General features: G+C 69.2%; 11 protein-coding genes. 6 read left to right on the plus strand and 5 right to left on the minus strand.

The window, feature by feature from the left end:
- The first annotated feature begins 24 nt into the window (after nucleotides 1-24).
- Both lysS and ACFY1H_RS05455 read left to right on the plus strand, forming a co-directional pair.
- Nucleotides 25-1,533 carry a lysine--tRNA ligase gene (lysS, locus tag ACFY1H_RS05450; RefSeq protein ID WP_366582536.1) on the plus strand — a complete coding sequence of 503 codons (1,509 nt, stop codon included), beginning with the start codon at nucleotides 25-27 and terminating at the stop codon, nucleotides 1,531-1,533.
- A gap of 150 nt (nucleotides 1,534-1,683) precedes the next feature.
- A complete protein-coding gene (locus ACFY1H_RS05455; RefSeq protein ID WP_285971935.1) occupies nucleotides 1,684-2,037 on the plus strand; it encodes an Lsr2 family protein in 354 nt (117 codons plus the stop codon).
- A 96-nt stretch (nucleotides 2,038-2,133) separates the two neighbouring features.
- Here the strand turns inward: ACFY1H_RS05455 and ACFY1H_RS05460 are convergent, their stop codons facing one another.
- Both ACFY1H_RS05460 and ACFY1H_RS05465 read right to left on the minus strand, forming a co-directional pair.
- A complete protein-coding gene (locus ACFY1H_RS05460; RefSeq protein ID WP_386944766.1) occupies nucleotides 2,134-2,562 on the minus strand; it encodes a helix-turn-helix domain-containing protein in 429 nt (142 codons plus the stop codon).
- On the minus strand, nucleotides 2,559-2,969 hold the full coding sequence (locus tag ACFY1H_RS05465; RefSeq protein ID WP_386944768.1) for a DUF6597 domain-containing transcriptional factor: 411 nt from the start codon (nucleotides 2,967-2,969) through the stop codon (nucleotides 2,559-2,561). Before ACFY1H_RS05465 ends, ACFY1H_RS05460 begins: the two co-directional genes overlap by 4 nt.
- Before the next feature lie 66 nt (nucleotides 2,970-3,035).
- On the opposite strand from ACFY1H_RS05465, the gene ACFY1H_RS05470 reads away from it, so the two are divergent.
- Nucleotides 3,036-3,587 (plus strand): TIGR03086 family metal-binding protein, encoded by a 552-nt coding sequence (locus ACFY1H_RS05470; protein ID WP_386944770.1) that lies wholly within the window; start codon nucleotides 3,036-3,038, stop codon nucleotides 3,585-3,587.
- Between the two features lie 26 nt (nucleotides 3,588-3,613).
- On the opposite strand, the gene ACFY1H_RS05475 is transcribed toward ACFY1H_RS05470, so the two are convergent.
- Nucleotides 3,614-4,429: a (2Fe-2S)-binding protein gene (locus ACFY1H_RS05475; protein ID WP_366582340.1), complete on the minus strand. Its 816-nt coding sequence runs from the start codon at nucleotides 4,427-4,429 to the stop codon at nucleotides 3,614-3,616.
- 368 nt (nucleotides 4,430-4,797) lie between these two features.
- Here ACFY1H_RS05475 and ACFY1H_RS05480 point away from each other — a divergent pair, with 368 nt between their 5' ends.
- Together ACFY1H_RS05480 and ACFY1H_RS05485 are read left to right on the plus strand one after the other, a co-directional pair.
- Nucleotides 4,798-7,344, plus strand: coding sequence for an ATP-dependent Clp protease ATP-binding subunit (locus ACFY1H_RS05480; protein WP_366582341.1), 2,547 nt, complete (start codon nucleotides 4,798-4,800; stop codon nucleotides 7,342-7,344).
- A 65-nt stretch (nucleotides 7,345-7,409) separates the two neighbouring features.
- Entirely contained in the window at nucleotides 7,410-8,393 is a 984-nt protein-coding gene (locus ACFY1H_RS05485; RefSeq protein ID WP_386944772.1) for a hypothetical protein, read from the plus strand.
- Here the strand turns inward: ACFY1H_RS05485 and pcp are convergent.
- Nucleotides 8,386-9,015: a pyroglutamyl-peptidase I gene (pcp, locus tag ACFY1H_RS05490; RefSeq protein WP_386944774.1), complete on the minus strand. Its 630-nt coding sequence runs from the start codon at nucleotides 9,013-9,015 to the stop codon at nucleotides 8,386-8,388. The two genes, ACFY1H_RS05485 and pcp, sit on opposite strands and share 8 nt — an antisense overlap.
- Nucleotides 9,016-9,164: 149 nt before the next feature.
- Nucleotides 9,165-10,607, minus strand: a complete 1,443-nt coding sequence (locus tag ACFY1H_RS05495) for a M1 family metallopeptidase (protein WP_386944776.1) — start codon at nucleotides 10,605-10,607, stop codon at nucleotides 9,165-9,167.
- Nucleotides 10,608-10,767: 160 nt separating this feature from the next.
- On the opposite strand from ACFY1H_RS05495, the gene ACFY1H_RS05500 reads away from it, so the two are divergent.
- Entirely contained in the window at nucleotides 10,768-13,935 is a 3,168-nt protein-coding gene (locus tag ACFY1H_RS05500) for a BTAD domain-containing putative transcriptional regulator (RefSeq protein WP_386944778.1), read from the plus strand.
- Nucleotides 13,936-13,984: the final 49 nt, after the last annotated feature.

A 13,984-nucleotide genomic window follows, 5' to 3' on the forward strand; every position in this document is an offset into this window, starting at 1 on the left:
CAGCGGGTTCGTACGCTATGGGCCATGACCGAATTCCCCGCGCCCGACGCGCTGCCCGAAGACGACCTGCCCGAACAGATGCGGGTGCGCCGGGACAAGCGCGACCGGATAATCGCGGAGGGTGTCGATCCTTACCCCGTAGAGGTTCCCCGTACCCACTCGCTCGCCGAGGTTCGGGCCGCGCACACAGATCTCGAACCCGACACCGCCACTGGTCAGACGGTCGGCGTCACCGGCCGGGTGATGTTTCTGCGCAATACGGGCAAACTGTGTTTCGCCACTCTTCGTGAGGGTGACGGCACGGAACTGCAGGCGATGCTCAGCCTCGCGAAGGTCGGTGCGGAGTCGCTCGCGTCGTGGAAGAGTGATGTCGATCTCGGTGACCACGTATTCGTCTCCGGCGAGGTGATCACTTCCAAGCGCGGTGAGCTTTCCGTGATGGCCGACAAGTGGCAGCTCACGTCGAAGGCGCTGCGGCCGTTGCCCAACACGCACTCCGACCTCGCCGAGGAAACGCGAATCCGGCAGCGTTATGTCGACTTGATTCTGCGCGATCGGGCCCGCGATGTGGTGCGCACTCGTGCCGGCGTGGTGCGCTCGCTGCGTGAGTCGTTCCACCGCCGCGGATTCACCGAGGTCGAGACGCCGATGCTGCAGACGCTGCACGGCGGCGCCGCGGCCCGGCCATTCGTCACGCATTCGAATGCGTTCGACCTCGAGCTGTACCTGCGCATCGCGCCGGAGCTCTACCTCAAGCGCTGCGTGGTCGGCGGGATCGAGAAGGTTTTCGAGATCAACCGCAACTTCCGCAACGAGGGCAGCGACTCCTCGCACTCACCCGAGTTCGCGATGCTGGAGTACTACGAGGCCTACGCCACGTACGACACGAATGCCGTGATGACCCGCGAACTCATCCAGGAGGCCGCGGAGAACGTGCTCGGCACCCAGGTCGTCACCCTCGTCGACGGAACGGAGTACGACCTTTCCGGCGAATGGACGACGCTCGGCATGTACGAGTCGCTGTCGGAGGCATTGGGTGAAGAAGTGTCACCCGAGACTCCCGCCGAGCGGTTGCACAAGATCGCCGAGGCGCGCGAGATCGAGGTGGACCCGAAGCTCGGCCACGGCAAACTGGTCGAAGAACTGTGGGAACACCTCGTGGGCGACGATCTCTCCGCTCCCACATTTGTGCGTGATTTTCCGCTCGAGACATCCCCGCTGACCAGGCAGCATCGCAGCCGGGCCGGGGTCGCGGAGAAGTGGGACCTCTACGTGCGCGGTTTCGAACTCGCCACGGGTTACTCCGAGCTGGTGGATCCGGTCGTGGAGCGGCAGCGCCTCACCGAACAGTCCCTCCTGGCGGCACAGGGTGATAGCGAGGCCATGCGTCTCGACGAGGATTTCCTTCGTGCCCTGGAGTACGGAATGCCACCCAGCGGCGGTGTCGGAATGGGAGTCGACCGGCTGCTCATGGCGCTGACCGGTCTCGGTATCCGGGAGACGATCCTCTTCCCCCTCGTACGGCCGGAATAACCCACCCGTCGGTAGGAACCGGCCGGGTTTATCTCAAACGAGATTTGCACGCGGCCGGATGAGCGGGTATTAATGTGAGTGACAAAGACTTCTGTCCCGGGGCTCGCCCCGTAACCAGATCATTCGCGTAAGCCCCGCAGGAGGAATCAGATGGCACAGAAGGTGCTCGTCTCCCTGGTCGACGACCTCGACGGCAGTGAGGCCGAAGAGACCGTCGAGTTCGGTTTGGACGGTGTGACCTACCAGATCGACCTGTCCTCGGAAAACGCCGAGGAGCTGCGCGACGCACTGGCCCAGTACGTGGAGCACGCCCGCCGCGCCGGTGGCCGCAAGCGCGCCGCGCTGCGTCCGGTCGCGGGTGCGAAGGCCTCGGCCCGCCCGGCGACGGTCGACCGCGAGCAGAACCAGGCCATTCGCGCCTGGGCTCGCAAGAACGGTTTCGCGGTTTCCGACCGGGGCCGGATCCCGTCGGAGGTCGTGGAGGCCTACCACCAGAAGAACTGAGGGGCAACAACGAGGAGGCGGCCGCCGGGGATATTTTCCGGCGGCCGTTTTGCTGTCCGGTTTCTGTCCGGTCGCTTGTGCTGGGTCGGCTTGCGTTCAGCGCGGCTTGTGTGCGATCGGCTTGTGTTCGATCGGCTCGGCCGAGACGGCGCGGCGGGCCGAACGGGCGAACTCGCCGGGCGAGCATCCGGTCACCGCTCGGAAATCGCGGGTGAAGTGCGGTTGATCGCTATAGCCGAGCCGGGCGGCGAGGTCCGCGAAATCGGGACTGCCGGCGTCGGCGAGCGATCGTGCGGCGTCGTTCAGGCGGTATATCCGGATCGCCCACTTGGGCGTGCAGCCGACGTGTTCCGCGAAGAGCCGCTGAAGTGCTCGTGCGGACAAGCCGGCCCTCGCGGCGAGTTGATCGACGCGCGTGTTTTCCGGATCCTCCGCGATTGTTTCCACCGCCGCGGCGGCCGTCCGCGCGGCGGGTGCAAGAGCCGACTGCTTTGCGATCAGCAAGTTGTCGACTGCAGCGATCATTTCCTGATCGCCACTCGCATTTCGCACCGATTCGGCCGCTTCCGCCCCGCCGCCGAAGACGTCCTCCAACGGCACGGATCGGTCCGCGAGGAGCCGCACGGGGCGCCGAGAAACGGGCGGAAGCACCCGGGCCGGAACCGCACGCCCAGCCCGTGCGCGCGGCCCTCGAGCCGGTGCGTGAACAGTGTGTGGCCCGGGCCGTAGACGCCGCACGCGCCGGGGAAGAAGGTCACGTGCACGGCGACGTTGGGCAGCACGTGCTGGTCGTGGAAACCGTCGAGGTCCCAGTGCAGCACCCAGTGGTAGTCGACGAACTCCGCGAGCGCGGGCGCCGGGGCGTGGCGGGCGAGCGTGAACTTCGTGCGGGCCACGTGCTCGTCGACGATGCCGCGAGGGATCCGGCGCATGCGCTTCACGCTAATGCGTCGCGTTCGTTCAAGACGCGTGTCGCGCGCGGCTGCTTGGCTTCGCGCATGACCGATCACTCCGCCCTGCTGCGCCCGGCCGCGGCCGAGTTCTTGCGCGTGGCGGCGGCCGCGCAACCGCTCACGGCGCCCACCCCGTGCACCGGCTACGACGTGCGCGGCCTGCTCAACCACCTGCTCTACTGGGGCCCCTGGCTCGCCGCAGCCGGCCGGCGCGAGACGTACCTGGCGACCGGCACCGAAGCCGATGTGGACCTCGTCGGCGAAGGCTGGCTCGCGACGCTGGAGAAGCAGACCCAAGACCTCGTCGACGCCTTCGCGTCCGCAGCCGCGTGGGACGGCCTGGCGACGCTCGGCTCGGCCACGATGCCCGCGGCGATCGTCGGCGACATGGTGCTCGGCGAGTTTGTGATCCACGGCTGGGACCTCGCCCGCGGTCGGCGCGACGCTGAACTGCTCCGAAGAAGCCGCGGAAGCCGTGCGCGCGTCCGCCGTCGCCATGGGCGAGCAGGCGCGCGTGATGGGCGTCTACGGCCCCGAGGTACCGGTTGCGGCCGGCGCTCCGGCCCTCGACCGCGCGCTGGGCGCATCCGGCCGTGACCCGGCCTGGACGGTGTGACCTCCACTCACCGCGAGCAGACGCGCGGGCATTCCTCGCACTCGGCCTCGCCCGGCAGGAGGTAGGAGAAGCAGCAGCTCTCCCGCCGGCGTTCCCAGGCGCGGTGGCCTTCGGCGTCCACGGCCATGCGCAGCGTCGACGCGGAGGTCAGCGGCCGGTAGCGGTCGTCCAGCACCAATGCGGCGTCGGCGACTCCGGCGCCTTCCGCGTCCGGCGTTCCGCCCTGGCGGCCCGCCCACCACAGCGAGTTGTCCAGCGCGTCGGTGGCCGCGGCCCACAACATGCGGCGGCCCAGCCGGCTGCTCGGCGCGTACGCGCGAACGAAGCGTGTGGCGTGCGCCACGAACTGGGCGCGCAGCACGGCGGCGAGTGCGCGTTCGTCGGCCACGACCGTGGCTTCCGGGCGAGCGGAGCCGGGGTCGGTGGGCAGGCAGTAGAAGCTGTCGCCCAGCACGGCCATGCCGTCCGGGTGGGGACGGTCGTCGCCGAGGCCGAAGGCGAGCTGCTCGGGTTTGAGCGAGGGCACCCGGCGTTCGTGGTGCAGAAGCAGCGCACCGACGTAGGCGGGCACGTGCAGGTACCACGACATGACGTAGCTCGCGGCCGTGCGCTCGGGCGCGGCGCCGTGGTTGTGGAGAAGCCACTTTTCCAGCCGTTCACGCCATTCGGTGAAAAGCTCGGGGTGTTCGAGCAGCTCGGCGCAGTGGAACCACCCGGTCGGGACGTCTCGCCGCAGCTCACCGCGCTCCTGAAGCCCCCCGACCCGCAGGAGCGAACTGGCGAGACCGTCGCCGACGTCACGGGAAGACCGCTGCTGGTTCACGCGGCCCTCCTCAACCGGTCGAACTGATTAGGCGTGCCTAACCTTACAGACGTTTCGCCGTTGCGCCAATCGGGTGCCCACCTGGTGGAAACGGGCAGCTCGCGGATGTGTTCGCGCTGAGCGGACAGGGGGGTGCGGGCGGAATCCGAACGCGGGCCCGTACGTTCGACAAGAGGTAAAAGTGCAGGGCAACCGGATGTTGGATGGTGACCGGAGCGGTCACCGGCCGGGTGCCAAAAGGCCACCGCAAGCCGTAGTGGTACGCAAGCGCGACCGCTTGGCTACTACAGTGGTCTCACGGTGCTGTCCGTCGCGGGTGAAATCCGTGGCGGGAACGGGCCGCCGACGCAGCAGTCGAGGGAGTGCGCATGTTTGAGAGGTTCACCGACCGCGCGAGGCGGGTGGTCGTCCTGGCCCAAGAAGAGGCCCGGATGCTCAACCACAACTACATCGGCACCGAGCACATCCTCCTGGGTCTGATCCACGAGGGTGAGGGTGTCGCCGCCAAGGCGCTCGAGTCGCTGGGCATTGCCCTCGAGGGAGTGCGCCAGCAGGTCGAAGAGATCATCGGCCAGGGTCAGCAGGCGCCGAGCGGGCACATCCCGTTCACGCCTCGGGCCAAGAAGGTGCTTGAGCTGTCGCTGCGCGAAGCGCTTCAGCTCGGCCACAACTACATCGGAACCGAGCACATCCTGCTCGGCCTGATCCGCGAGGGTGAGGGCGTCGCCGCACAGGTGCTCGTCAAGCTCGGTGCGGACCTCAACCGGGTGCGCCAGCAGGTGTTGCAGCTTCTGTCGGGTTACCAGACCGGCGAGAAGTCCACCGAGAGCGGCTCCGGCCGTGGCGAGGGCACCCCGTCGTCGTCGCTGGTGCTCGACCAGTTCGGCCGCAACATGACCGTGCTCGCCCGCGAGGGCAAGCTCGACCCGGTCATCGGGCGCGGCAAGGAGATCGAGCGGGTCATGCAGGTGCTGTCCCGCCGCACCAAGAACAACCCGGTGCTCATCGGCGAGCCCGGCGTCGGCAAGACCGCCGTCGTCGAGGGCCTGGCCCAGAGCATCGTCAAGGGCGAGGTGCCCGAGACGCTCAAGGACAAGCAGCTCTACACGCTGGACCTGGGCTCCCTGGTCGCCGGCTCCCGCTACCGCGGTGACTTCGAAGAGCGCCTGAAGAAGGTGCTCAAGGAGATCAAGACCCGCGGCGACATCATCCTGTTCATCGACGAGCTGCACACGCTCGTCGGCGCGGGTGCCGCCGAGGGCGCCATCGACGCGGCTTCGATCCTGAAGCCGATGCTGGCCCGCGGTGAGCTGCAGACGATCGGTGCGACCACGCTCGAGGAGTACCGCAAGTACATCGAGAAGGACGCCGCGCTGGAGCGCCGCTTCCAGCCGATCCAGGTCGGCGAGCCGTCGCTCGAGCACACCATCGAGATCCTCAAGGGCCTGCGCGACCGGTACGAGGCGCACCACCGCGTCTCGATCACCGACTCGGCGCTGGTCGCGGCCGCCACGCTGGCCGACCGCTACATCAACGACCGGTTCCTGCCGGACAAGGCCATCGACCTCATCGACGAGGCCGGCGCCCGCATGCGCATCCGCCGCATGACCGCGCCGCCGGACCTGCGCGAGTTCGACGAGAAGATCGCCGACGTCCGCCGCGACAAGGAGTCCGCGATCGACGCGCAGGACTTCGAGCGGGCCGCCCGCCTGCGTGACGAGGAGAAGACCCTCCTCGGCCAGAAGGGCGAGCGCGAGAAGCAGTGGAAGGACGGCGACCTCGACGTCGTCGCCGAGGTGGACGACGAGCAGATCGCGGAGGTGCTGGCCAACTGGACCGGCATCCCGGTGTTCAAGCTCACCGAGGAGGAGACCACCCGGCTGCTGCGCATGGAGGAAGAGCTCCACAAGCGCATCATCGGCCAGGAGGACGCGGTCAAGGCCGTCTCCCAGGCGATCCGTCGTACGCGTGCCGGTCTGAAGGACCCGAAGCGCCCGTCGGGCTCGTTCATCTTCGCCGGCCCGTCCGGTGTCGGTAAGACCGAGCTGTCCAAGGCGCTGGCGGCCTTCCTGTTCGGCGAGGACGACGCGCTCATCCAGATCGACATGGGTGAGTTCCACGACCGCTACACCGCTTCGCGGCTCTTCGGTGCCCCTCCGGGCTACGTCGGCTACGAAGAGGGCGGGCAGCTGACCGAGAAGGTGCGGCGCAAGCCGTTCTCGGTGGTGCTCTTCGACGAGATCGAGAAGGCGCACCAGGAGATCTACAACACGCTCCTGCAGGTGCTCGAAGACGGTCGCCTCACCGACGGCCAGGGTCGCACGGTCGACTTCAAGAACACGGTCCTGATCTTCACCTCGAACCTGGGCACCTCGGACATCTCCAAGTCCGTGAGCCTCGGCTTCTCCTCCGGAGCGGACGTCACGAACCGCTACGAGAAGATGAAGCAGAAGGTCAACGAGGAAATGAAGAAGCATTTCCGGCCCGAGTTCCTGAACCGCATCGACGACATCATCGTCTTCCACCAGCTCACGCAGGAACAGATCATCCAGATGGTCGACCTGATGATCGGGCGCGTGGAGACGCAGCTCAAGGCGAAGGACATGGAGCTCGAGCTCACCGCGAAGGCCAAGGCTCTGCTGGCCAAGCGTGGCTTCGACCCCGTGCTCGGCGCCCGGCCGCTGCGTCGCACGATCCAGCGCGAGATCGAGGACCAGCTGTCGGAGAAGATCCTGTTCGGCGAGGTCGAGCCCGGCCAGATCATCCTGGTCGACGTCGAGGGCTGGAGCGGCAACCCCGAGGACCGCGACGACGAAGCGCACTTCACCTTCCGCGGTGAGAAGCGCCCGTCCTCGGTTCCGGACGCGCCGCCGGTCAGCATCGGCGCCTCGGAGCACGACACCGAGAACGACTGATCGCTTGACGAGCTGAGAAGGGCGGTTCCCCACGGGGAGCCGCCCTTCTCCGTATTGTCGAGTCCATGGGGGACTCACGGCTCACGGACCACCTGCGCGTGGCCACGGCGCTGGCGCTGCTGAGCGACCGGCAGCTCACCGAACGCCTCAAGACGGCCGAAGTCGTCTCCCGTGGCATCGGCGGCACGGGTGCGCGGCTCGACATCGACGGCATCCCGGTGTTTGCGAAGCACCTGCCGCTCACCGAGCTCGAACGGCAGCACCCGCACTCCACCGCCAACCTCTACGACCTGCCGCTGTTCTGCCACTACAGCTTCGGCGGCTCGCCCGAGGGCTCGGCGTGGCGCGAGCTGGCGCTGCACACCATGGCCACCGGCTGGGTCCTCGGCGGCGAGTGCGAGTACTTCCCGCTGCTGCACCACTGGCGCGTGCTGCCGCTGCGGGCCGGCCGGGTTCCCGATCGTCCGCTCGAAGAGGACGTCGAGTACTGGGGTGGCTCCAGCGCCGTGCGCAGGCGGCTGGAGGAGCTCGAAACCGCCGAGTCGAGCGTCGTGCTGTTCTGCGAGTACTTCCCGACGACGCTGCACGAGTGGCTGCCCACGCACCTCGACGAGTCGGAACGTGTCGAGCAGCAGCTGTTCGAGACGGCCGCTTTCCTTCGGGCGCAAGGCGTTCTGCACTTCGACACCCACTTCGGCAACTACCTCACCGACGGCTCGCGGATCTACCTGACCGACTTCGGCCTGGCGTTCGCGACCCGCTTCGACCTCACCGCCGAGGAGCGCGCGTTCGCCGCGGCGAACGTCGAGCACGACGAGGCCTACCTGGCGATGTACGCGACGCAGTGGCTGGTCACGGAGGTCTGCGGAACCTGGGACCGGGCCGCGCGGATGGCGGCCATGCGTCGCGCGGCCGCGGGCGACCTACCGCTGCCGGAACCCGTGGCGTCGGTGGTCGCGCGGCACGTGAAGAGGGCCGTGGTGTTCACCGACTTCTACGACCGGCTGCGAGAGGACCACGAGGCGCCGTTTCCGAAGTTGCCTAGTTGAGCGTGCCGGCCGGCTCTTTCAGGTCCTCGCGGGTGGTCAGGGCAGTGTCGATCACGGCTTCGACCGCGTCGGCCGACTGCTCCACCGCCAGCGCCGGTCCGCCGCGCCCGCTCTGCGCCGGTGCCGACGGCACGTGCACGAACCCGCCCCGCAGGCCGGGGCAGTCCGTGGCGATGAGGTGCATGATGCCGTAGAACACCTGGTTGCAGACGTAAGTGCCCGCCGTGTGCGACACGGCCGCGGGCACGCCCTTCGCCTGGATCGCCGCCACGGCGGCCTTGACCGGCAGCGCCGTGAAGTAGGCCGCCGGTCCGTCCGCGATCACCGGCTCGTCGACGGGCTGGTCGCCGGCGTTGTCGGGAATCCGCGCGTCGATCAGGTTGATCGCCACCCGCTCGGGCGTGACCGCACTGCGGCCACCCGCTTCCCCCACGCACACCACCAGGCTCGGCCGGTGCTGCTCGATCGCCGCCCGCAAGGCCGGCAGCGACGCGCCGAACTCCACCGGCAGCTCCACCGCGACCACGTCGTCCCGCCGGGCGGCGACCAGCGAAGCCGCCTGCCACGACGGGTTCGTGCTCGACCCGCCGAACGGCGCGAACCCCGTAAGTAAGACAGTCATGCCGCAAGACAATCATGAACCTGAACCACGCGGCGAGATCGCGCCGGTTTCTTCCCACCCGATGTGGGTGGCCCCCCGGGCCGACCGTGTCGGGTGGGAAGAAGCCGGCTCAAAGGCGATCTCGCACGCGTCGGCGGAGCCGACGCAGATCACGGAGTTTTGAGGTCACCCGGGTAGAGGTACTGGTCCGACGGCTTGCCGGAGCCGTAGATCCAGGCGTCGAAGAAGCCCTGCAGGTTCTTGTGCGACACCGATTCGCAGTACTTCTGGAACTCCTGCATGCTGGCGTTTCCGTTGCGGTGCAACGAGTTCCACGTCTTGAGCACCTTGTCGAACGCGGCCTCGCCCATGTACTTGCTCAGGGCGTGCAGCGCGACCGGGCCCTTCGAGTACACGTAGGTGAACTCGTTGCCGGCGCCCATGTCGTAGAGCTTGCCGTTCCAGAACCGGTCGGACGCGGTGGCGACCTGCTGCCGGTACTGGTCGTCGAGGTTCACGCCGTTCTTGGCTTCGTCCCACAGCCATTCGGCGTAGGAGGCGAAGCACTCGTTGAGGCAGACGTCCTTCCAGTGGTCCACGGCCACGGTGTCGCCGTACCACTGGTGGGCGTTCTCGTGCACGATCGTGTCGACGTTGCCCGCGCGGCCCGAGTAGATCGGCCGGCTCAGGGTCTCCAGCGAGAACCCGATGGGCTCGGCGAGGTAGATGCCGCCGGCGGCGTCCACGGGGTACTTGCCGAACTTCGACTCCAGGAAGTCGAGGATCTCGGGCAGCCGCGCGTCGGCCTGCTTGGTCGAGTCGGGCGTGCCGGGCGCGAACGCGCTGACGATCGGCGTGCCGTCCTTGCGCTTGCGCTTGTCGAACGTCCACTTGTCGATGGCGACCGTGGTCATGTACGGCACGGCGGGCGTGGTCTCGGCCCACACGTGCGTGGTGCCCTTCGCCGTCTTGTGCGTGGCCTGCTCGCGGCCGTTCGCGATCACGCCCCACTCGTCCGGGACGGTGATGGCCAGGTGGAACGTGGCCTTGTCGAGCGGGGTGTCGTTCACCGGGTACCAGGTGCTGGCCGACTTCGGCTCGCCGGCGACGAACGCACCGCCGGTCTTGGCGTACTGCCAGCCGTTGTTGCCCAGCAACGGGTCGCTGATCGGGGCGGGCACGCCGTGGTAGTTGATCACGGTGCGGAACGGCAGGCCGCGCAGCAGCGGGAGCAGCGGCGTGATGGTGAGCTCGTGGTCGCCGCTGCGGGTGAACTTGGCCTTGAGGCCGTTGACCTTCACCGAGTCGACGGTGAGGCCGTTGAGGTCGAGGTTGAACGAGCTCAACGTCTGGGTGGCTCGCGCGCTGATCGTCTGCACGCCGGTGAGCTGGTGGCTGTCCGGTGCGTAGGTGACGGCGAGGTTGTAGTCGCCGACGTCATAGCCGCCGTTGCCGTCCTGTGGGTAGTAGCTGTCGCCGGCTCCGTCGGCACCCGGGGTGCCCCAGCCGTACCCGTCCTGTCCCGCGGACGCGATGCCGCCGCCCAGGCTCAGCGCGGCCAGCGTGGCGACGACCGTCACTGCCGGGCGGCGCCAGCGGTGCTGCAGTCTCATGAACGCTCCTGTCTGCTGCTCGGGAAACCGTTTGCAACGTATCGCCGCGAAGGGCCGTTGACGGCACCTGAAGGGCTTTTGTCCTGAAAGTCCACACTTACGTCGGTTCCCCTGCGGCCGTTCGGACCCGTCCTCAGCATCCGTCTGGAAAGCTGGTGGCATGCGCGTGGCGCTCTTGGGTCCGCTGCGGGCGGCCTGCGACGACGGCACCCCGGTGGACATCGGCGGTGCGCGTCTTCGCATGCTCTTGGCCCGGCTCGCGCTCGACGCCGGCCGCGCGGTGCCGGCCGAGATGCTGATCGACGGCCTGTGGGGCACCGAACCGCCGGCCGATGCCGCCAACGCGTTGCAGTCGCTGGTCTCGCGGCTGCGTCGCGCGCTGCGGCCGGCTGCGGCCGAGCTGGAGTCCGGCGCCGGCGGCTACCGGCTCGCACTGCCCGCGGACGCGGTCGATGCGCACCGGTTCGAGCGGCTCGCGGCGGAGGGTCGCCGGGAGCTTTCGGCGGGCCGCGACTCGCGCGCGGCCGAGCTGCTGCGCACTGCTCTGGACCTCTGGCACGGCGCCGCGCTGGCGGACGTGCTCGACGCGCCGTTCGCCGCCGCCCCAGCGGCGCGGCTGGAGGAGCTGCGCACGGAAGCCGCCGAGGACCGCTTCGACGCGGAGCTGCGTCTGGGCCGCCACGCCGACGTGCTCGCCGACCTCACCGCGGCCGCCGAGGCCCACCCGCTGCGTGAGCGGCTCGCCGGCCTGCGCATCCGCGCGCTGTGCTCGGCCGGACGGCAGGCCGACGCGCTCGCCGCGTACGGCACGATCCGCGCGACGCTGGCCGACGAGCTGGGCGTGGACCCGTCGGCCGAGCTGCAGGAGATCCACCTGCAGGCCCTGCGCGGTGAGCTCGCGCCCGCCGCGCCGGTCACCGACCGGCTGCCGGTGCGCCTCACGAGCTTCGTCGGCCGCGGCGACGAGCTGAAGCAGCTGTCCGAGCTGCTGGAGGGCTCCCGGCTCGTCACGCTCGTCGGCCCGGGTGGCGCGGGCAAGACGCGCCTGGCGACCGAGGCCGCGGCGCGCCACCCGGCGCACGGGCCCGGGCGCGTGTGGTTCGTCCCGCTCGCCGGCGTCCGCGACGCCGACGACGTGCTGGGCGCATTGCTCACCGCGTTGGAGATCCGCGACGTGCGCGCCACCGACACCGAGGTGCGGCGCAAGCCGATCGACCTGTTCGAGCACGCCGTCGAGGCCTTGAGCGGCAGCGAAACCCTGCTGGTGCTGGACAACTGCGAGCACGTGATCGACGTCGCCGCGCAGCTGGCCGACGACCTGCTGCGCCGCGTGCCGGCCCTGCGCATCCTGGCCACCAGCCGCGAACCACTCGCCATCACGGGTGAGGCGCTGTGCCCGCTCGGCCCGCTGCCCGTGCCGGCCGAGTCCACGCCGGCGGGTGAGGTGGGCGCGCTCGACTCCGCGCGCCTGTTCCTCGACCGCGCCATCGCCGTGCGGCCGGACTTCAGGCTCGACGAGTCCACAGTGGACGCCGTGACGCAGATCTGCCGCCGGCTCGACGGCATGCCGCTGGCGCTGGAGCTGGCGGCGGCGCGCCTGCGTTCGATGCCCGTCACGAGCATCGCCGAACGCCTCGACGACCGCTTCCGCCTGCTCACTTCCGGCAGCCGCACGGCCCTGCGCCGACAACGGACGCTGAGGGCCGTCGTCGAGTGGAGCTGGGACCTGCTCACCGACGCGGAGCTCGCCCTGGCCCGGCGGCTGGCCGTGTTCGCCGCGACATTCGACGAGGACGCCGTGACCGCCGTCTGCGCGGACGACGACCTCCTGCCCGCCGAAGACGTGGTGTACGTGCTGGGTTCCCTCGTCGAGAAATCCATTGTGGACACCGTCGGCGGCCGGTACCGCATGCTGGAGACGCTGCGGGTGTACGCCACCGAACGGCTCACCGCGTCGGGGGAGACCGAGCGGTTGCGCGTGGCCATGGTGGGCTACTTCGTCGATCTCGTCGAACGCACCGAGCCGCTGCTGCGCACCCGCGAGCAGCTCGCCGCCATCGAGGTCCTCGAAAACGACAACGACAACCTCACCGCGGCACTGCGCTCCGCCATCGAGTCCGAGGACGTCGGCTCCTCCGCGCGCCTGCTCTACGGGATGTTCTGGTACCTGTCGATCCTCGGCCAGAGCGAACGCGCGGAGCGGTTCGTGGCCGACGTGCTCGCCTTCGGCGACCGGCTGGCGCCCGACGTCGCGGCCAGCCTGCGCCTGAGCCAGCTGATGATGCACATGATGACCGGCCCGCAGGCGCTGGCGAGCGCAGAGGAGGTGATCGAGGAGTGCCTGCGCACGGACGCGGTGAACGGCAACCCGTGGCTCGCGCTCGCGGTGCCGATGGTCGCGTTCCTCAGCGGCCACCGCAAGCTGGCCCGGCGCGAGATCGAGCGCTCCTCCCGCAGCGCCGACCCGTGGAGCCGGGCCGCCGCGCGCTGGGCCGAAAGCTTCCTGCTCGCCGACGAGGGTGATCTGGAGGGGTCCGCCCGCGCCCGCGAGGAGGCCCACGCCGGGTTCCTCGAGATCGGCGACCGCTGGGGCCTGGCGATGACGTTGAGCTTTCGCGCCACGAGCTTGTCGCAGCGAGGCGACCACGCCGGGGCGATCGCGGCGTACACCGAGGGCCTGCGGCTGGCGATGGAGCTGCGTTCGCAGGACGACGTGATCCAGCAGTGGTGGCGCCTCGCCGTGGAGCGTTCGCGCGGCGGTGACCACGAGGGCGCCTGGCGTGAGCTGGCGGCGGCCGAACGCTACGCGGGCAGCGCGAGCCCGGAGCTGAGCATGATCCTGTCGTTCGGCCGGCTCGAACTGCTCATCCGCGAGGGCCGGCTCGACGAAGCGCGCGCGGTCGGCAAGGCCATCTCGGACAGCCGCGACGACTGGCCCTACCCGGGCAATTTCGAGGACGAGTGGTTCGGCATGGTCCACGCCAGGATCGCGTTGACGGAGGGAAAGCCGGACGAAGCGATGCCGCACGCCGCGGCCGCCATTCGCTCCGTGACCGACCGCCGGGACATGCCCGACCTGGCGCGGATCGTCGAGGTCGTCGCGGAGATCCGCCACGCGCAGGGCCGGTTCGAGACGGCGGCGCGCATTCTGGCGCTGAGCGCGTTGATCCGCGGCGAGTTCGACCTCGGCAGCCCCGAGGTGATCGGGCTGATCGCGGGGCTGGAGGAGAAACTGGGCGCGGACCGGTACACGGAGCTCGTCGCCGAGATGCGCGCGATGGACCGGGACGCGGGAATCGCGTGGCTCACCGGGGAAATCAACGACTGAAACAGCCGCCTGAAATCGGTGCCTGAAATAGGCACTGACGAGCTCGGTC

It is taken from the genome of Amycolatopsis sp. NPDC001319, from assembly GCF_042896185.1.
Lineage (GTDB): Bacteria > Actinomycetota > Actinomycetes > Mycobacteriales > Pseudonocardiaceae > Amycolatopsis.

Coding starts and splice junctions, on each gene's coding strand:
- lysS (WP_366582536.1), top strand. CDS start 25: ATGACCGAATTCCCCGCGCCCGACGCGCTGCCCGAAGACGACCTGCCC.
- ACFY1H_RS05455 (WP_285971935.1), top strand. CDS start 1,684: ATGGCACAGAAGGTGCTCGTCTCCCTGGTCGACGACCTCGACGGCAGT.
- ACFY1H_RS05460 (WP_386944766.1), bottom strand. CDS start 2,562: ATGATCGCTGCAGTCGACAACTTGCTGATCGCAAAGCAGTCGGCTCTT.
- ACFY1H_RS05465 (WP_386944768.1), bottom strand. CDS start 2,969: ATGCGCCGGATCCCTCGCGGCATCGTCGACGAGCACGTGGCCCGCACG.
- ACFY1H_RS05470 (WP_386944770.1), top strand. CDS start 3,036: ATGACCGATCACTCCGCCCTGCTGCGCCCGGCCGCGGCCGAGTTCTTG.
- ACFY1H_RS05480 (WP_366582341.1), top strand. CDS start 4,798: ATGTTTGAGAGGTTCACCGACCGCGCGAGGCGGGTGGTCGTCCTGGCC.
- ACFY1H_RS05485 (WP_386944772.1), top strand. CDS start 7,410: ATGGGGGACTCACGGCTCACGGACCACCTGCGCGTGGCCACGGCGCTG.
- pcp (WP_386944774.1), bottom strand. CDS start 9,015: ATGACTGTCTTACTTACGGGGTTCGCGCCGTTCGGCGGGTCGAGCACG.
- ACFY1H_RS05495 (WP_386944776.1), bottom strand. CDS start 10,607: ATGAGACTGCAGCACCGCTGGCGCCGCCCGGCAGTGACGGTCGTCGCC.
- ACFY1H_RS05500 (WP_386944778.1), top strand. CDS start 10,768: ATGCGCGTGGCGCTCTTGGGTCCGCTGCGGGCGGCCTGCGACGACGGC.